Consider the following 19,573-nt stretch of genomic DNA (forward strand, 5'->3'; position numbering starts at 1 on the left):
TGGTATAAGAGAAGCGAATATATATGATATTGAGGTTTAAGAAAACTTATATAACACAGGAGACATATGAAAAGGTCTAAATACGAAGTATTCTTAAAGGTCGTTGAATTCGGCAGTTTATCGCGGGCAGCGGAATACTGTAACTATAGTCAATCAGCAGTGAGTCAAATCATAACTTCCCTGGAGAATGAATTTGGTATCCGACTGCTGAATAGAAGCCATGCAGGGGTCTCAGCCACTTCGGACGGAGAGCAATTACTGCCCTATTTTCGAAAATTGAGCAATGCTCATCATGAACTTTCGGATAAGGTCTTTGAATTGCATGGGATAGAGAGCGGCCTTATCCGGATTGGCACCTTTTCCAGTATCTCCTCTCAACTGCTTTCCCCGCTCCTTAAAGACTTCAAAGAAAAACATCCAAACATCAAGTTTGAACTGCAACAGGGTGATTACCGTCGTATCGAAATGTGGATCGCCGATGGAACGGTGGATTTTGGATTTGTTAACTTACCTACATTAAATGATTTGGAGGTCATTCCGATCATTGAAGACCGGATGTTGGCTATTCTGCCTACTAACCATCCCTATGCAGATAAAGAGTCCGTACCCTTAAGCCTTTTTGAGCAAGAACCCGTTATCCTTCTAGATGAAGGGACCAAAAAGGGAGTTCTTGAAATGTTTCGCCTTAACGATATAAAAGCAAGAATCGAATACCGCCTGGATGATGACTATACCATTATGTCGATGGTGGAAAACGGGCTTGGGGTTAGCATCTTGGCTGAACTTATGTTAAAAAGAACGCAATATCGTATTGTCACCAAAGAAACATGTCCAAGTTTCTCGCGGAGTATTGGAGTAGCTATAAAGAATAAGAAGCAAGCTTCGATGGCTGTGAAGTGCTTTCTTGATTTCATTATAGATAACAAAGAAAACTATATTAGTCTTGTCAAATGAAACCAACTTGACACATCGATAAATTCCGATATGATAATGTGTATGGAACCCATTGAAGTTTTTAAAGCTCTGTCCAACGAGTCGAGATTGCAAATCTTGAATTGGTTGAAAGATCCGGAAAACCATTTTACGCCCCACGAAGGGACTGATATGAGGAAAATCGGGGTATGCGTTGGTCAAATCACGAATGCGCTGAAGATGACACAATCCACGACTTCCCAATATTTATCGATTCTCCAGCGCGCAGGTTTGATCACGGCGGAACGAATCGGGAAGTATACGTACTTCAAAAGAAACGAGGAAGCGATACGTGGGATGGGCGCATTTTTCAGTAACGAAATTTAATATTCGAACAAACTGAATGCTCTCCGGAGAATTCGGTTTGTTTTTAGTCAATCACATCGACAATTTGCAATGTATAGATTTATTAAACGAATCGATAATACAGATATAAATTGCACTAGGAGTGGTGAAATTGAAGACAAGCACATGGAAGGTTTATTTATTGGCCATTGTCAGTTTTTTGGTCGGGACATCCCAGTACGTCATTTCGGGCATTTTAGATAAGATTTCGGATACGCTAGGGATTTCTATTACAATGGCTGGACAGTTTGTGACCATTTATTCCTTGATATATGCCTTTTGCACCCCCGTATTGATGGCTTTGACGGCAACAATTGAGAGGCAAAAACTGCTTGTTGGCGCGTTGGGAATTTTCGTGGTTGCCAATGTGCTGTCTTTTGCTCTGCCGGGCTTCGGACCATTTTTGATTGCGCGCGTACTGATGGCTCTTGGCGCAGGAATGGTTGTGGTAACCGCACTGAATATCGCAGCGAAAATCGCGCCCGAAGGCAAGCAAGCCAGCTCGATTGCAACCGTAGTGATGGGCTTTACTGCATCATTAATTATTGGGGTTCCTCTTGGGCGCATGATCGCTGCGGCGTATGGCTGGAAATCGGTGTTCGGTTTCATTGCCGTCATGGGGCTTCTGGCTATATTTATTCTCTATAGAACGATTCCGCGGGTACAAGGGGACGCTCCCGTGCCGTTACTCAAGCAGCTTGCTTTTCTCAAAAGCAGGAAGGTGGCCCTTGGGCTCTCGATCACTTTCTTTTGGCTCGGCGGTTACTCTATTGCTTACACCTATATTTCTCCTTATCTTCTCCAGGTTGCGGGCTTAAATGAAAAATTGCTTAGCGGAGTCTTGTTGGCGTTCGGCGTGGCCAGCTTGATCGGCTCCAGATTCGGCGGCTACAGTACGGATAAATGGGGAGTTTCCTTCACGTTGACCGGAGGCATGCTCCTGCACATCGCGGCTTTGTTGTCATTATCCGCGGTCGTTGCTCTAACAGGCACTTGGGTACTCGTTATCGTCCTTGTATTATGGTCATTCGCAGCATGGTCGACCGGCCCTACTCAGCAATATAATTTGATTCGAATTGAGCCAAACTATTCGGGAATCATGCTCAGTCTCAACCAATCCACGATGCAATTAGCAATGGCGGCAGGAGCAGGAATCGGCGGTCTTGCCGTAGACCGGGTATCCTTGTCCTCGCTTCCGTGGTTCGGGACGGTCAGCGTGGCAATTGCAGTCGGAGCCGCTTTATTGTTGTTCTCACGGATCAGGCAAGAGACAAGAAAAGAAGACGTTCCGCATGCTTTGCCAGATTGATTCAGTCTGTTCTATCTTATTATGTTGCACAAAGACCACCGAATCCGGTGGTCTAGTTGCGAAGAAGCGATTCCGCCCATTAAATGATACTTCCGCCGTGAAACATACACTCGTATACTTTACGTTCCCCATAGAAAATTTCTTCGTACCCATTAAACCATTCGAATTTCCCCTGGATCATGCAGTGGTACGAATAATCGCCATTGCGATAATAGAGAGGACCACGATAAGGATACTCTTTGGGAACCAAGGATAAGGCATCCTTGAGAAAATCCCCATCGAATCCCTCAGAGACAATGCGCCCCACATAATTCATCGACCAGAATGGGGTATCCTCCAACCATAACGCTTCCTCGCCGGCGAATTTTTCACTGCCTAAATACGTGTCTATATATGCCAAAGGGCCTTCCGTATAAATCAAGTCATGAGATTTGGGTCTAGAGGATTCCGATTCGCTACTATTGCCTGCATAAGTGGCTTTTTTTGCCCTGCATAAAAAATCAATAGCAGTCTCATCTACCTGAATCTCATCCATGATCTGTTTAAATATGCAGGAATTATCTTCATTATCCTTAACCAAATGATCGATGCTCACCCGAAATAGATCACTAATCGCGATAAGGTTCAGCATATCCGGATACGAGTGTCCAAGCTCCCATTTGGCAACAGCTTGTCTCGATATGCCGATTAGATCCGCCAGTTTTTCCTGAGACATCAATTTTTGTTTGCGCAGCTGCTGTAGCTTATCCTGAAATTTCATTTCCTTCACCCCTTGAAATCAGGATAAACCAAGCACATTTTGTTTTCTACCAACCAAAGATAACAAGATGCCATCTGATGGTTGCATTTTAAGGATTTTGTGCGGAAAATGTATTCAGCAAACGCTGCCGTCCGCGGCTCTCGCGTTTCCTCTATCGATTCGTAGCTTATTGTTGAGGAGCCATGTTATTGTAAATGTTCGTCGCGTTGACCTTGCCCGAGCTGACGTCATCGGTCGTGAAGCCGGATACGATGTTGCCGACCTTAAACTCCTTCTGCAGCTGCTCCTCCGAGGGTGCGGCGGCCGTCGGGCCGTCGATGCCCATCTTCGTCTCCGGCGTCACCGTGACCCACAGGTCGCCCACCTTAAAGCTCTTGCCGTCTGCACTTACTTCGGAGATGACGCCGTCATTGTGCTCAAATGAATTGTACACCTCAGCACCTCCTTTCACTTTCAATACAACCGGACGCTCGATTATTTTTCATTTGGAGCGAGTTTTTTTAGAAAATAACCTCATCTCGGCTCTAGACGAACCGAGACTCGTAAAGGAATGCAGGTTTCCGACAGTAAAAAATCCCATCTCTTAAAGAGACGGGATGCCGCATGTTCTCGCTATTCCTGAACGATCTACTCCTTAGGTTTTTCAAATTCTTTTACTTCCATGACGTTCTTGTCAAACCGATACGCTACAGTGACATCTTTAATAATCGAAGTATTCTCGTATGCAAGGGAACCCTCAAACTCTAAAGTATCATTGTCAATCCACACGATATTATTTGCATAGCTATAATTTTCATGATCTGTGCGAATCCATGTATTTAATCCTTGCTGGGCGCCATATTTGACTCTTGCCGATTCAACTAGCTCCGGACTTACCATTCCCTCTTCGGCATTAATAATTTGAACGAACTCGCTTTTATTAGAGGATGTTACTATGGCAACTAACTTCTGATTGGGTGAAGGAATGATTTTCGTAATATACATAGATGGTGCGGAAAAACTGGAATATTGCTCAAGCACATTCTCTTTTATCCTCCAAAGGACATTTTGACTTCCATAGTCCGAATAGTTGTGAAACAGCGTAAATATTATACTTCCGTCTGCTAACTTAACAATATAAGGGCTCTGATAACTTTCTGACAGAATATCTATCGCGAAAGCGGCCGCATCGGCGATTTTACGATTGTCATTTTCCAAAAATGGCTGAAGTGCATTTAGTGCTTTTTCTCTCAGCGTCTGATCATTAAAGCATTCTACCAACCTATTGATAGCAGTATATACATGTTCATTATTGTCGCTTTTTAACGCTTGCAGGAATTTTTCCGCATCATATTGAGCAGCTGGTTGCAGTTCCATGTCATCAGCCGTTAAATAACGTATGTATGGCTCTGTATTTTGATTTTTATAATATTCTGTTGCAAATAGAACCGTAGAGGTCGAACTATAAAGGATAAGACACGCAACCAGAACAATCCACTTTTTAGAAATGCTTTTTTTCTTTGCCTCTACTCCACTCAGCCCGGCCGCATCAATTAAATTCTCATCGATTAATCCAATCTCCCTATACAACTCTTCTCTTTTCATTGGTTAACCCCCTCTTTGTCTAGATGAACTCTAAGTTTATTTCTTGTACGGAACAATATGGACTTCACTTTGCTGCCACTGATATTAAACCTCTTAGAAAGATGTTCTATTGAATCCGAATACCAGTACCTCCTAATAAATAAATTTCTTGCTTGCTCATCTATTGCATATAAAAATTGATTTATTAAGTTTGCGATCTCGCCTGCTTCATACTCTGTTTCTACAGTCTCCGGGGAAGCTAAACATCCTTCTAATTCGGTTAGAATGACTTCGAACTCGTAATTACGTTTTTTCGCAGTATTATAACCATGTTTATCAAGCGCAATATTACGCGTGATCCTCCCTAGAAATACAGAGAACTTCCTAGGCATATTAGGCGGTATTGCGTTCCATGCGGCTAAGTAGGTATCGTTCTCGCACTCTTCAACATCCGAATGATTGGAGAGAATATTTCTTGCGATTGCTTTGCAGTATGCCCCATATTTATTCTTAGTCTCTAAAAGGGCTTGCTGCGAACGCTGTAAATACAGGCGGACTATTCCTTGGTCTTCCATCCGGCATTCTCCTTCTGCAAATCTTTACTCTTATCTATATAGTAGGAAGTTCTTACAATTGGTTGCGCTTGTTCTATGAATTTTTTAATAAGCAGAAATCGGCGTGAACATTGTCTTCTTCGCTTTAACTGTAATTGTTGCTATTTGCCGTTTGTAAGGTATTTCAAGTGTAATAAACAAAAATGGCACCCACATGGGGTGCCATCTTCCTCTTTAACATGTTACCGTGCCAAGCTAAAGTCAGCCTGTATATTGTCATAGTACAATGTGGTCAATCCTTCGTATCCAGAATCCGTACCGATTACGAGGTAGGCTTCACCGTTCTCATTGGTTGTTACCTTAGTATCATATTTGAACGGCTTACGTTGATACCCTTCTTTATCTGAGTCCGGCTTGGAGATGTTACCGATCACCTGCATCTGTTTTCCGCCCTCGCTCTGATTTCCCGCATCGATGCTCATTCTATAGTAATCTTTAACGATAATCGGCTTAGGCTCAATATTGACTACCCCTGCCTTTACGAAGACAGACTCCGATCCTGATCCCCCTACGCCGAAGCTCCCTCCAGCTTCGTTCGTATATAGATCGAACAGCATGCTGACGTTATAGGTCGCATTGGGCTGAAGCCCTGATATTTTTTTGTACATGAACATAAATAAATCATCGCTTCGGTTCATTCCTTTGAGCTTGTAGCCATAGTTTTTAGTATTTCCGGGAAGAGGAAGAAGCTCTCTCTTATGTTCAAGCTCGTAAATCGTATTGTCACCCTCTGAAGGCAGGTCCGCAAATTCGCCAATCCAATTATCAGTCCCCTCGTCAAAGGAGGACTTGATTTTCAAAATCGGTGCGGCTTCCGATTTGGAAACAATGATTTTACCTAATGCCGGTTGCCATACGATGTTGCTGTGCAAGGCATCGGAAATGGCGCGCACGGGTACAAATGCATTTCCATCCAGCGATACGACCCGAGCCGGCATTCTGATATAGGAGCCGTCCTCTTTCCACAACCGATCGTCATTCAACTTGACCGAAAAGGCGGTTTTGCCAGTAGAAAGAGTGACTTTAGCTGTCTTTTGATCCCAGGTAATCGGTACTTTCAAACCTTCAGCTAACGATCGAATCGGAACCATCGAATTTCCGTTCGATAGGTAAGGAGCGTGTTTAAGTTGATGAGTCCCCTTATCGTCGGTGACCGTTTTTTTACCAAGCTGAAATGTAACAGAAGGCTCGCCTTTAGCCTGAATTGTTCCTGCGGGAATTGCCAACGCCGATGATACTAGTGCGATAGATGCGAACATCATTGCTTTTGACATTTTACTCATGATGAACTTCCTTTCTGAGATGCATATTAGAAAGACAACACTATTAACGGAAGGACATTCTATTTTGTTGCAGTACCGCTACTTGTGGCAAGGTTTACTAGTCGGTCACTATGACTTCTCCCACCATGCTCGGATGGGTGGAGCAATAGTACGTGTAAGTTCCCGTCTCCGCAAAGGTATAAGAAAATTCGGCATTAGGAAGGATGTTCGGACTATTGAATTTGTCCTGAAGGTCATATACCGTATGGATTTGCGTATCTTTGTTCACCCATTTGACAGTTTGCCCCTTCTTGATCGTCAGCTTCGCAGGCATGAAAGAAGTGGTGATAATGACGGTCAACGGATCGGTACTCGTTGGCTGATCCATACTGCCTGTGCCGCCATTCCCATTGGCCTCACCACTAGAGGTTCCATCGGTATGGGATTGGTGCGACGGCGCTGACGCTACACTCATCGCCCCCGTAAAGATAATCTCTCCCGTCTTGCTATCCTTACTGAGCTTTGCTCCTAATTGGTCGGCTATAAAACGTAGAGGCACCATTGTTGTTCCTTTGATCTCCTTGGGAGGAGCAAATAGGGAAACAAGCCGGCCGTTTACTTTAGACTGGCTGCTGTTCAGCCATAACTGAATCGTGGTTTTATCCGTTGTATAGATAATCGACTTCTCCTTTGGAAGCCATTTCACCTCTGCACCTAACATCTCCCCGATGAACCGAGCGGGGATATAGGTTGTTCCATTCAACACGACCGGTGAATTCGGAAGCCGCATGGACTCGCCGTTCACCATGACCGCATTACGCCCCTCTTTCAAACGAATGGTCATCAGCATGGGCGAAGAATCAGGTGTATTTTCCTTGACATCAATCATCGTGTGTAAGCCACCAGGATAAGCGCCGTTATTCGTATTGTCCACGATATTATGGCTGTGGAAGGGGAACATCCCCGATTGATCGAAGGTAACGAGAAGGTCATACCTCTCGCCAGGACCGATCAACACGGTATCTTTCGTCACTGGCTCGGGCAGCGGCCTGCCATCAGAAGCAATGATCTGGAAGTGATAGCCATGCATATGAAAGCTATGCGGCTCGTACCCCGAATTGATCAACCGAATGAGGACGGTCTCTCCGACTTCTCCATCAATATAACTCGTGGGGTCCTTTTCTGAATCCGGATAAGCTTTGCCGTTGATCGTCCAGTATTTAGGGTGGAAGTTCGTTCTGTCGTACGGTTTCCCTTCCTCCACCGCTTGGTGCCATACCGGATCGATTTCGTTTAACAGGAACACATAGTCTTTATCAAAGGACGGACCGCCCGTCCAAGCTTGATTGATGCCGTTTTTGGCTTTCACAATGAAAGCTCCATACATCCCCATTTGCAAATGTTCAATCGTATCTACATGGCAATGATAGAAAAAAGTGCCCGCATGCTTAGCCTTAAACTGGTATTTGAAGCTACCCCCGACTTGAATGGCCGGTGAAGTGTGCGGGACTCCGTCGTTCTGTTGGTCGGTATCCAATCCGTGAAAATGAATCGTATGGGCAAGCCGTTTAATTCCCGATTTCTTGGGACCGATGTTCGTAAGGATAATCTCCACCTGATCCCCTTCGTTCACTTCCAGCGCAGGGGCGGGAAAGGTTGCGCTCCCAGGCTCATTGGTTAAGCTGTATCCCCAAATATATAATTGGACACCATCGGGCAGCGTCATATAGCCATCGGTCGCATAGAGCTGAAATTTCTTTATCGTTGTGGGCTCGGCTGCTGCGGAGGACAAGGGAATAGCCAAAATAATCGTCATGGCGCATGCCGCCAGTAAAAGCTTTTTAATTCCACGCTGTAAAAAAGTATTGTTAATCATCGTATTCTTCCTCTCGAAGGGTAAAAATGAATAGAAAGGGAGCTGTTAGACTCCCTTTCCATAGTCATATGAAATTGATAAGCAGCAAGCTTTAATGCGTGTGACTAGAAGAAGCGGCAGCGGTTTGTGCACCGACCGTAACCGTTAAGGACTGGGTTGCTCCATTCCAAGTATAAGTTCCGCCTAGGCCGCGTACGATCTTTTCTGCAGAAACATACACTGTGCCTTTTAGTGTATACCCGGTCGTTATAGCCGATTTTCCGTTTACAGTGATGGTATACTTATTGGTTTTTTTGTCGAATGCGAACTTTCCGCCCAGAGATTTGGTGAAGGACCCCACTTCGACATTTAGGTCTTCATTATTCCATTGCGCGCCTGCGGAATTGGCAACTGCTTTGCCGTTTACGACTAGCTTGATTGCTCCCTTCGGAACAACGATTACGGTAGCCTTCATCAAGGAACCGGAATGCAGATAACATTCGTAAGTATAGGTTCCCGCCTTCGTAAACTTCAGATTATACGATTGCGCGTTCAGGAGTATACCCGAATTCGTAAAGCCGGTGCCGTTAAACTCTTTGCCGCCGGACGGAGGCATTAACTTAGGGTTGAACTCGCCTTTTTCCGTTAACATGTTCAGGTCGGCGGGTTTGTTAAAGGTAACCCAGTGGGGTTCATAAGGGCTGAGATTGGTCCAGGAAACCGAATCTCCTTCGCTTACGATAACCGTCTCAGGACTCATGCGGTTATGCGAGAACGTGGAGTTCTGCGAGCCAAGATCCACTTTATAGGTCAAAGAGCCATCCTTATTGATCGCATATTGGGCTTCACGAGGACCTTGCAGCATGCTCTCTTGGACCAGCAGATCATTTTCCTGTGCCTTTGCGGCTGCGGCTTGCTCTACTTTCGAGGGGATCGGCTGGCCCTGCGGCAACACGACTACCGTACCGGTCATCATCGGATGGAGTACGCAATAATAGGAATAAGCCCCGCTAGCGGTAAAGGTGACTTCATAGGATTGCTTGGGACCCAAAATGCCTGAATTCAATAGCGCCTTGCCATCCCAGCTTCCGCCACTTGGTGCGCTGGGAATCGCATGAGTTGGATCTTGAGGGGTAAGAGGCGATTGGCCGGCCAGGAAAGTTACGGTATGCGGGGTTCCGATAGCGCCGTTCGTGAAAACGACCTTGTCTCCTTCATGAACATAAACGACTTTCGGGAACATGGAATCTAGAGACGTAGCCGCGGTTTCTTTACCGACGGATACTTGCCAAGTTTCCGGTGTCGCTGCATCGGCGCCAAATACGGAGCTCATCAACATCAAAGCAGCGGCAAAAGTAAGAACCAATGCGAAAGCTGTTTTAGCCGTTTTCTTCATTTCGAATCTCCTTTAAGGTTTAATAATCATAAACACGAATAATACCAAGCCCATTCCCGACGCAACATAATACATCGAATTCGCTCTTGAGAGGATAGCCCTCTGCTCCTGCGGAAGTTCGACTTTGTTCAAGTTCGCGGCGTCGTACACCCATTGCGCGAGACGTTTTTGAGCCGGTGCCATAAAGCCGATAACGACGACTTGGATCAGGACGTAGAGCACAAGCGATCCCACCAACCATAGCTGCGTAATAGGACCGTAGTCGTTCAACGAGATGAGTAAAATACCTGATATTACCGCAATAGTACCCCCGATTTTCGGAAAAAAATCTAACCTCCCCGCCAACTTCATGGAGTGCCTCAATTGTTCCAACGTTTGGTTGTTTCTAAGCAGCACGTGTCCGAAAAACGTGGGACCAATTCCGATAAGCGCCGATAAAACATGGATCAACACTAACCACTTCATTACACAGTTTCCTCTATTCTAGAATACTTTGATTGGGTCACCTCTAAAGTATATATCCTGCTTTCGCCCATACTATTACCCGAACGTAGCAAAATAGTCGAAATCGGGTATACCATCTCCCCGCTAATAAATCTGTAACTTGAGTCATGCGAATTCCTTTATAAAAACTTAAATTCTCAAATTAGTTAACCTATATATGGGATTGTAGTAGAGTAATAGAGAAATCTAATGGAAGGTGATCTGGCTGATCATATCTACTATTGTGCTCGGGATCGGGCATATTACGGAGTTGAAATGACAATGCATGTTGTACAAAAAATTGAGCTTAATGAAAAAAAGCTAGTAGGCTATACGGTTACGGCTTCGTTAAATCGGGATCTGGAAGAGGGGCTCGTCCTACAATTACGCCAATCGCTTCTGGAGAAGCGTCACAAAATTGCGAATCAACTGGATTCCGAAGAGATGTTCCTGGTTCAAGTGTATACGGATGAAGAATGGACGCGCGACGTTCCATTCGAAAGTATCGTTGCGATAGAGGTAAGCGATCATGCCGATATTCCCGAAGACTTCATTCGCTACACGATTCCGTCTGGCTGCTATTTCCTGATTACGCATCGAGGACCCGAATCCGAAATTGGAGCGACCTATGATTTCATTCGCGAGCAGGGTATCGGCAGCACTCGGGCTATGGATGTCGAGCATTGGGTGAACGTAAGCAATCTTGATCGGGCAGAGAGCAAGATTAATATCTATATCCCCAAGGACGGGGCTGATTCATTGGTGGGTGGCCTATGAGAAAAACAAGACTTCATATCGTCTTCTTTTGACAATTTAATCGAGGAAAGACACACCGCTGTAGAAACTGTACTTAAAGCAGGTCACATCCCTGCTGGAATAGAGCAATTCTTCAAGGATAGTTAAAAGACGATTAAGAAATGGATCGATGAGTCTGATGTATATATCCTCATTCTCGGTGGATTCTATGGATCAATGCTTCCTGATGACTCAAAAAGTTTTACTCATTGGGAATAAGATCATGCTGGAGAAGTAGGCAAACCAAGATTCGCTCTTGTTTTAACGGATGAAGCATTAAGACAAAAGCCATCTTGCGGTCAAAAATATAAGCCTCTATTCCGCCCAACCGGAACAGAGGCTTATACTCTTTTCACGATAGTTTACGACTCTTCGGACGTAGCGCCCACGAGGCGATATTCAGTGCAGCATAGAAAAGCGGGAGGATAAAATTAAAACCATAATCACCGTAATCGTTAGCAAATGCATGAGATAAAGCCGCGCCCGTCATTAAGAAGAAGATGCCCGCGTAGGCCCATTCTTTAAGCCGAGGAAAACCCGGCACGATGATCGCAATGACTCCAAGCAATTTCCAACTCCCGAGAATGTTCGTGACGTATAATGGGAACCCAATATGGGTTACTAAGTCTACATTCCCCCCGTATCTCATGAGTTGCCCAATACCGCTCATCGTAATGGATATTACGAGCAGTATTGTGAATGTCCAATAAGCAATCATTTTTCCCCGGGGCCAGGCTACTATTTTCGCGGTTGTTTCCGTACGGATTGCGCTCATTTTGTTTCCTCCATTGGTTTCATATTGACGTTCTAAATCTTCCTAACAATAATCTCATAATAGGACACCTTTTGGTGTCGGTTTTATTATAGGACACCTTTTGGTGTCGCGTCAACAACATTTTCAAACTCTAACAGAAGGCAGTTCGCGCCGTCGGCGGAATTGGGAAGGATTCAGATCATGTCCAACAGGGACTGTAAGAAAAACGAAGGGATGAAGGCGTGTATAGGAAAGAGGAAATTCCGCCTACGGTTGTGCCGGAGACGGAATCTTGGGATGGAAGCTTGGCGGCGGTTTGTTCTTAAAATGCATGATACTTGGTTCGGAACCTTATCCATGCAGAAAGAATGAAGGGATACCTGAAATCCGGGCATTGCGAACCGAAATGCTATCGATAGCAGACGATCCATCGACAGCATTCTGATATACAATGCCAGGAAATCCTTTTGGACAGACCTTCACGTCCAGCGATTCGTATCCCTCATATGTTGTAATGCGAAAGCATTCGATGTCGCATTTTGTGCAATGCTAAATATCAAATAACCGTCTACCAATCAAGTTTGCAGTAACCGGCTCCTTACCGATTTCTCTTGACCATATAGACAATTGACCGATGTGATGGATTTCGTGGGCGATCACATGCCGCATCACTTCGCCGTATTTATGGGCTTCCCGTTCCCCTTCATCCGTGATATCAATCATAATGCGATCTTCCAGACTGTCATTCCAGTTATAAACAAACGGAGCGAGCTCCACGTGGCAACGGGCAGAAAAGTCTTGTATTTGCTGCAAGCTGGCCACTTCCGCGAATGGAGGGATTTCAATCGCTTTATTTTGAATTCCGCCGCATATCCAACCATACTCAGTTGCCACAATGTGATATAGCGTGGGGAGGATGTACCCGATACCTCCGATACGTCTTTTCATTAACTCTTCCTCGCTAACCGTCCTGCACCAGTCAAACCATTCTTTGCGAACTTGCCAGTTATACTCAAATAGTTTCAACATATCGGAGCCTCCTGTAATCAACGTATCTATAAATTGCCATCGAATGAGCCGATCGTCACTTTAACAGCCGGCTTTTGCAATCAACCCATATCTTCATACTGAAAACTCGTCCGGACCAAAACGTTCAATTAAACGACGGCATGCTAGTCTTGTTGCCGGGGAAATAAATATTCGAATCTTCTAATTGTTCCTGATAGATTTCAGTGACATTTTTCCCCAATTTATGCTACGGGGATTCGCGTTCTTTCGACAACGGCGTATTTTTATGATAGGAATTTATCCCTCATTGATAAAAATTATCCCTATTTAGTTCTTTTTTCCCCCTCTACAATGGAAAGTAATAACCAAAATTCAAATTTTTTGTCGAATTACTTAGGTCTTTCTACTCGGTTAATTGAACTTCTTAAAGGAGGTGGGGAGAGATCGCATTTAGTTTAGAGATTCAGTAAAGCGAATGAGGAGGTGTGCGATGTAATGGTACAATGCGGACGATCTATTCGGAAATGATGTATGATCTCGTCTTATTGCTTGTAGCTCTTATTCTATCTATGTTTACCACGATAGAATTCGGGCGCTCAAAGGGTAATTCCCCCGAGGAATCTCTTTGATTTTATATCATAAAGGAGAGTTTGGATGAATATTTTTGGTAATCATATCCCCAGGTCTATCAGAAAAATACTATGGAGTGCGTTCCTTAGTTTGGCTATTATTATTCCTACATTAGGTTTGTCCCCCACAGTACCGACTGCCCATGCCGCAGATGGAAATCTTGCATTGGAGCAGGTGGAAGTAGCAGACTCCCTTGAGTCGGAAGCATTTGCACCACTCAATGTGACGGGCAACGAAGCCGACGATCTCTCGCTCATGATCAGCCCTCTGGCAGTAACAGCTACCGGAAACAAAATTATTGCCTATATGGCAAGCTGGGTAACCTGGAACGCCAACAGCGTCAAGCCCGAGCAATTGACTCATATCAACTATGCCTTCTCCCTCATTAGAGGAGGCAAAGCTACCCTGAGCGCTCAGGACGGTAACAACCTCCGAACATTGACTGATTTAAAGTCGAAAAATCCTTCCCTTAAAGTGCTTCTATCCATTGGTGGTTGGGGAGCTGACGGCTTCTCCGACGCTGCTCTGACTGATTCCGCAAGAACAGTATTCGCAGACAGTGTCGTGAGCCTTATTACCACCCATAAGCTGGATGGCGTGGATCTCGACTGGGAATACCCGACGAGTAGCTCCGCCGGCATTAAAGCTAGACCCGAGGACAAGCAGAATTTCACATTGATGATCGCCAAATTGCGCGAGAAGCTAAATGCTCAGGGAGCTATCGATGGAAAAAGCTATTTAGTGACGATTGCCGCAGGAGCCAGCAACGGCTACCTCAATGGCATTGAAATCAATAAAGTCGCTCCGCTCCTCGACTGGATCAATCTGATGACCTATGATTTCCATGGAGGTTGGGATCGCTCGACCGGGCATCACACCAATCTGTACAGCCGGGACAACAGTGTAGATGCCGCCGTCCGATTATTCAAAAACAATGGTGTTCCGGCAAGTAAGCTCGTTGTGGGCGGTGCCTTCTACGGACGCGGCTGGACCGGTGTAGCGAACAACAACAATGGTCTTAATCAGCCTGTATCCGGCGGAGGCATCGAGGTTGATTACACGACGATTGCCAATCAATACTTGAACAGAAACGGTTATACCCGTTACTGGGATAACATAGCCCAAGCGCCTTATTTGTTCAATGGAAGCACTTATATTTCGTATGATGATCCGCAATCCTTAAAGCTCAAAACACAATATGTAAAAAATAACGAGCTAGGCGGCATCATGTTCTGGGAATACAGCAACGACCGCACCGGTGAACTGCTCGGGGCCATTTATAGCGAAATGAATGGCGGCGGTACAGGACCAGTTATAGGCACTCCTAGCACTCCTAGCAATGTTCGTGCAACGGCTGTTTCCTCTAACAGTATTACACTGGCTTGGACAGCCTCAACGGATACCGTTGGTGTATCCGGCTATGATGTCAACTATGAAGGGAAGGTACAGAGCGTCACAGGTACCTCCGCAACCATTAGCGGACTGAACCCTAATACGCAATATGTATTTACGGTTATCGCAAAAAATACTGCCGGTAGAGTATCGCCGGCGAGCGCACCGCTGACTGTATCGACAAGCGCGGCAGTGACAACTCCTAGCACTCCAAGTAATGTTCGTGCAACGGCTGTTTCCTCTAACAGTATTACTCTGGCTTGGACAGCCTCAACGGATACTGTTGGTGTATCCGGCTATGATATCAACTATGGCGGGAAGGTACAGAGCGTCACAGGTACCTCCGCAACCATTAGCGGACTGAACCCAAGTACGCAATATGTATTTACGGTTATCGCAAAAAATACTGCCGGCAGGGTATCGCCAGCGAGCGCGCCGCTGACTGTATCGACAAGCGCGGCAGCGACCAACGGGATGAAAGCCAGCGATTTTCTTAAGACCAACGGCACGGTAATTAGAAACAATTCCGGTACAGGCAGCGTGGTTACGTTGCGCGGCACCAACTTGGGTGGCTGGATGCTGCAGGAAAACTGGATGTCTCCGCTAGGCGTCAGGGATGAGTGGACTTTGCGCGAGACGCTCACTAATCGCTTTGGCGCTGCCAAGGCAGAGGAACTGATCCAGACGTATCAGAATGCCTGGATCACCACCAAAGATCTCGATCGCATCAAGGATATGGGGATGAATGTAATCCGTGTCCCTATTTTGTATCTAGAGCTGATGGATAAGTACGGAGAATGGCGCCCGGACGCTTGGAACAAGCTGGACTGGTTGGTCAAAGAAGCTGCTGACCGAGGTATTTACACCCTCCTTGACCTTCACGGAACGTTTGGAGCGCAAAATACCGCCGACAACTCCGGTGAGGTCAACTCCGATCCGCAGCTATGGAAAAACACAACCTATCAAGATCGTACCGTTCGATTATGGGAAGGAATTGCCGCCCATTACAAAGGCAATCCGGCCATCGCGGGTTATGATCTGCTGAACGATCCTGACCGTGTAGGCAAGCAGCAATTGAATCAATTTTACGATAGATTATACACGGCCATCCGGGCGATCGATCCTGATCACACCATTTATATGGAAGCAGCCTGGGATTGGAATCAACTCAACTCTCCTTCTCAATATGGCTGGACCAATGTCGTATATGAAATGCACTATTATGCGGCGCAAGGCAACGAGTCTACTAGTCGGACTGCGCAAAATAATCTGATCAATGGGGCGCTTCAAGGCATGCGCGATCATCAGAGGGATTGGGATGTGCCAATCTTTGTTGGAGGGTTCTGTCTATTTGATTTCAATGACCTGTGGGAAAAGTTCATGGACGAAATGAATACTTCCAACATTTCATGGACCAACTGGACCTACAAGGTTACCGCCAACTATGGCAACTGGGCCTATTTCAACAATAATACGAACCCAGTTCCTAACATCTACAACGACAGTGCAGACACGATTGCCTCCAAATGGAGCAAATTTAACACTGAGAACTTCAGAGCGAATACAACGCTCCAAAACCTGGTGAAAAAATACACCACGGCCCCTACGGGACCAGTTGTAAGCACCCCTAGCACTCCAAGCAATGTTCGTGCAACGGCTGTTTCCTCTAATAGTATTACACTGGCTTGGACAGCCTCAACGGATACTGTTGGTGTATCAGGCTATGATGTCAACTATGAAGGGAAGGTACAGAGCGTCACAGGTACCTCCGCAACCATTAGCGGACTGAACCCTAGTACGCAATATGTATTTACGGTTACCGCAAAAAATGCTGCCGGTAGAGTATCGCCGGCGAGCGCACCGCTGACTGTATCGACAAGCGCGGCAGTGCCTAGCACTCCAAGCAATGTTCGTGCAACGGCTATTTCCTCTAACAGTATTACACTGGCTTGGACAGCCTCAACGGATACTGTTGGTGTATCCGGCTATGATGTCAACTATGGCGGGAGGGTACAGAGCGTCACAGGTACCTCCGCAACCATTAGCGGACTGAACCCTAGTACGCAATATGTATTTACGGTTATCGCAAAAAATACTGCCGGCGGAGTATCGCCAGCGAGCGCACCGCTGACTGTGTCGACAAGCGCGGCAGCGACCAACGGGATGAAAGCCAGCGATTTTCTTAAGACCAACGGCACGGTAATTAGAAACAATTCCGGCACAGGCAGCGTGGTTAACTTGCGCGGCACCAACTTGGGTGGCTGGATGCTGCAGGAAGGCTGGATGTCTCCGCTGGGCGTCAAGGATGAGTGGACCTTGCGCGAGACGCTCACTAATCGCTTTGGCGCTGCCAAGGCAGAGGAACTGATCCAGACATATCAGAATGCCTGGCTCACCACAAAAGATCTCGATCGCATCAAAGATATGGGGATGAATGTAATCCGTGTCCCTATTTTGTATCTAGAGCTGATGGATAAGCAAGGGAACTGGCGCCCGGACGCTTGGAACAAGCTGGATTGGTTGGTCAAAGAAGCTGCTGACCGAGGTATTTACACCCTCCTGGACCTTCACGGAACATTTGGAGCGCAAAATACCTTCGACAACTCCGGCGAGGTCAACTCCGATCCACAGCTATGGAAAAACACAACCTATCAAGATCGTACCGTTCGATTATGGGAAGGAATTGCCGCCCATTACAAAGGCAATCCGGCCATCGCGGGTTATGATCTACTGAACGAGCCTGACCGTGTAGGTAAGCAGCAATTGAATCAATTTTACGACAGATTATACAAGGCCATTCGGGCGATCGATCCTGACCACACCATTTATATGGAAGCAGCCTGGGATTGGAATCAACTCAACTCTCCTTCTCAATATGGCTGGACCAATGTCGTATATGAAATGCACTATTATGCGATGCAAGGCAATGAGTCTTCCAGTTGGGCCGCACAAAATAATCTGATCAACGGAGCGCTTCAAGGCATGCGCAACCATCAGAGAGATTGGAATGTGCCAATCTTTGTTGGAGAGTTCTGTCTCTTTGATTTCAATGACCTGTGGGAAAAGTTCTTAAGCGAAATGAATGCTTCCAACATTTCATGGACCAACTGGACCTACAAGGTCACCGCCAACTATGGCAACTGGGGCTACTACAATAATAATACGAACCCGGTTCCTAACATCTACAACGACAGTGCAGACACGATTGCCTCCAAATGGAGCAAGTTTAACACTGAGAACTTCAGAGCGAATACAACGTTCCAAAACCTGGTGAAAAAATACACCTCGGCCACCACTCCACCGCCATCAGGTGCAAGATCTTATTTGGTAGCCCAAGCCAATCAAAAAATCGTTAGCGCTGATGATAGCGGAACTTCTCCACTGATAGCTAATCGCGATGCACCTGAAGACTGGGAGTTGTTCGAAATCATCAATAATAGCGACGGCACCATCTCGCTGAGATCCAAGAGCAACAACATGTACGTAGCTGCGGATCTCAATGAAGGGGCCAAGTTGATTGCCAGAAGCACCGTCATCCAACAATGGGAGAAATTCAGAAGAGTAACGCTGGCGGATGGCAATGTAGCACTCCTCGCGTTAGCCAACAATAAATACGTGACTGTGGATATGGATAACGACGGTGTTCTTGTTGCCAATCGAGACGCGGTCGGGGGAACTTCGGAAGCCTTCAGCATCAGACTAAGAACATGGTAAAACCTCATAGCTACTTCTGAAATAAATGAAGCAATGCCCCTTCCGAACTGGATGACCAGTTTTGGAAGGGGCATTTTATGTAATTGTTCCTGATAGATTTCGATTACATTTTTCTCCAATTTTTGCTATGGGGATTCGCGTTCTTTCGACAGCATCATATTTTATATGATAGGAATTTATCCCTTATTGTTAATAATTATCCCTATTTAGTTCATTTTTTCACTTCTACAATGGAAAGTGTCACCAAGTTTCGAATTTTTTGTCGAATAACCAATCTTTTTGGTCTTTCTGCTTGGTTAGTCGAATTTCTTAAAGGAGGTGAGAGAGGGCTAGCATTTAGTTTACAGCAGATATTCAGTAAATCAAATGAGGAGAGGTATTTGATGTAACGTTACACCGCGGACTATCCATTCAGAAATGATGTATGATCTCGTCTTATTGCTTGTAGCTCTTATTCTATCTATGTTTACCACGATAGAATTCGGGCGCTCAAAGGGTAATTCCCCCGAGGAATCTCTTTGATTTTATATCATAAAGGAGAGTTTGGATGAATATTTTTGGTAATCATATCCCCAGGTCTATCAGAAAAATACTATGGAGTGCGTTCCTTAGTTTGGCTATTATTATTCCTACATTAGGTTTGTCCCCCACAGTACCGACTGCCCATGCCGCAGATGGAAATCTTGCATTGGAGCAGGTGGAAGTAGCAGACTCCCTTAAG

Annotated in this window: 15 protein-coding genes and 1 pseudogene; 6 read left to right on the top strand and 10 right to left on the bottom strand. The window is 45.7% G+C overall.

The genetic code is table 11. From position 1 onward, the window contains the following. Positions 1-66: 66 nt before the first annotated feature. From FPZ45_RS12955 to FPZ45_RS12965, 3 genes are all read left to right on the top strand, one after another. Positions 67-954 carry a LysR family transcriptional regulator gene (locus tag FPZ45_RS12955; RefSeq protein WP_144702184.1) on the top strand — a complete coding sequence of 296 codons (888 nt, stop codon included), beginning with the start codon at positions 67-69 and terminating at the stop codon, positions 952-954. Between the two features lie 36 nt (positions 955-990). Further along, entirely contained in the window at positions 991-1,299 is a 309-nt protein-coding gene (locus tag FPZ45_RS12960; protein WP_144702656.1) for an ArsR/SmtB family transcription factor, read from the top strand. Positions 1,300-1,429: 130 nt separating this feature from the next. Next, positions 1,430-2,626: an MFS transporter gene (locus FPZ45_RS12965; protein ID WP_144702187.1), complete on the top strand. Its 1,197-nt coding sequence runs from the start codon at positions 1,430-1,432 to the stop codon at positions 2,624-2,626. A 79-nt stretch (positions 2,627-2,705) separates the two neighbouring features. Here the strand turns inward: FPZ45_RS12965 and FPZ45_RS12970 are convergent, their stop codons facing one another. The 8 genes from FPZ45_RS12970 to FPZ45_RS13005 form a co-directional block, all read right to left on the bottom strand. Beyond that, entirely contained in the window at positions 2,706-3,386 is a 681-nt protein-coding gene (locus FPZ45_RS12970; RefSeq protein ID WP_144702190.1) for a DUF5680 domain-containing protein, read from the bottom strand. 166 nt (positions 3,387-3,552) lie between these two features. After that, entirely contained in the window at positions 3,553-3,819 is a 267-nt protein-coding gene (locus tag FPZ45_RS12975; RefSeq protein ID WP_144702193.1) for a hypothetical protein, read from the bottom strand. A gap of 194 nt (positions 3,820-4,013) precedes the next feature. Beyond that, positions 4,014-4,970 carry a hypothetical protein gene (locus FPZ45_RS12980; protein WP_144702196.1) on the bottom strand — a complete coding sequence of 319 codons (957 nt, stop codon included), beginning with the start codon at positions 4,968-4,970 and terminating at the stop codon, positions 4,014-4,016. Beyond that, positions 4,967-5,524: an RNA polymerase sigma factor gene (locus FPZ45_RS12985; protein ID WP_144702199.1), complete on the bottom strand. Its 558-nt coding sequence runs from the start codon at positions 5,522-5,524 to the stop codon at positions 4,967-4,969. The genes FPZ45_RS12980 and FPZ45_RS12985 overlap by 4 nt, the downstream gene beginning before the upstream one ends. Before the next feature lie 221 nt (positions 5,525-5,745). Beyond that, on the bottom strand, positions 5,746-6,846 hold the full coding sequence (locus FPZ45_RS12990; RefSeq protein WP_144702202.1) for a copper amine oxidase N-terminal domain-containing protein: 1,101 nt from the start codon (positions 6,844-6,846) through the stop codon (positions 5,746-5,748). A gap of 97 nt (positions 6,847-6,943) precedes the next feature. Then, a complete protein-coding gene (locus tag FPZ45_RS12995) occupies positions 6,944-8,641 on the bottom strand; it encodes a multicopper oxidase domain-containing protein (protein ID WP_222430774.1) in 1,698 nt (565 codons plus the stop codon). 151 nt (positions 8,642-8,792) lie between these two features. Further along, a complete protein-coding gene (locus FPZ45_RS13000) occupies positions 8,793-10,076 on the bottom strand; it encodes a plastocyanin/azurin family copper-binding protein (RefSeq protein ID WP_144702208.1) in 1,284 nt (427 codons plus the stop codon). 12 nt (positions 10,077-10,088) lie between these two features. Further along, positions 10,089-10,541 carry a DUF2269 family protein gene (locus FPZ45_RS13005; RefSeq protein WP_144702211.1) on the bottom strand — a complete coding sequence of 151 codons (453 nt, stop codon included), beginning with the start codon at positions 10,539-10,541 and terminating at the stop codon, positions 10,089-10,091. Between the two features lie 300 nt (positions 10,542-10,841). On the opposite strand from FPZ45_RS13005, the gene FPZ45_RS25730 reads away from it, so the two are divergent. After that, positions 10,842-11,336 carry a GyrI-like domain-containing protein gene (locus FPZ45_RS25730; protein WP_246120436.1) on the top strand — a complete coding sequence of 165 codons (495 nt, stop codon included), beginning with the start codon at positions 10,842-10,844 and terminating at the stop codon, positions 11,334-11,336. Between the two features lie 15 nt (positions 11,337-11,351). After that, positions 11,352-11,645 (top strand): annotated as a pseudogene (locus FPZ45_RS25735) (DUF4062 domain-containing protein); the annotation flags it as partial. Positions 11,646-11,706: 61 nt separating this feature from the next. Here the strand turns inward: FPZ45_RS25735 and FPZ45_RS13015 are convergent. Both FPZ45_RS13015 and FPZ45_RS13020 read right to left on the bottom strand, forming a co-directional pair. Next, positions 11,707-12,129, bottom strand: coding sequence for a DoxX family protein (locus tag FPZ45_RS13015; RefSeq protein WP_144702214.1), 423 nt, complete (start codon positions 12,127-12,129; stop codon positions 11,707-11,709). A 528-nt stretch (positions 12,130-12,657) separates the two neighbouring features. Then, positions 12,658-13,137 (bottom strand): DinB family protein, encoded by a 480-nt coding sequence (locus FPZ45_RS13020; RefSeq protein ID WP_144702217.1) that lies wholly within the window; start codon positions 13,135-13,137, stop codon positions 12,658-12,660. Positions 13,138-13,770: 633 nt separating this feature from the next. Between FPZ45_RS13020 and FPZ45_RS25740 the strand changes: the two genes are divergently transcribed. Beyond that, positions 13,771-18,852: a glycosyl hydrolase family 18 protein gene (locus FPZ45_RS25740; RefSeq protein ID WP_246120437.1), complete on the top strand. Its 5,082-nt coding sequence runs from the start codon at positions 13,771-13,773 to the stop codon at positions 18,850-18,852. The last annotated feature ends 721 nt before the right edge of the window (positions 18,853-19,573 follow it).

The organism is Cohnella terricola, from assembly GCF_007786475.1.
GTDB classification, from domain to species: Bacteria; Bacillota; Bacilli; order Paenibacillales; family Paenibacillaceae; genus Cohnella; species Cohnella terricola.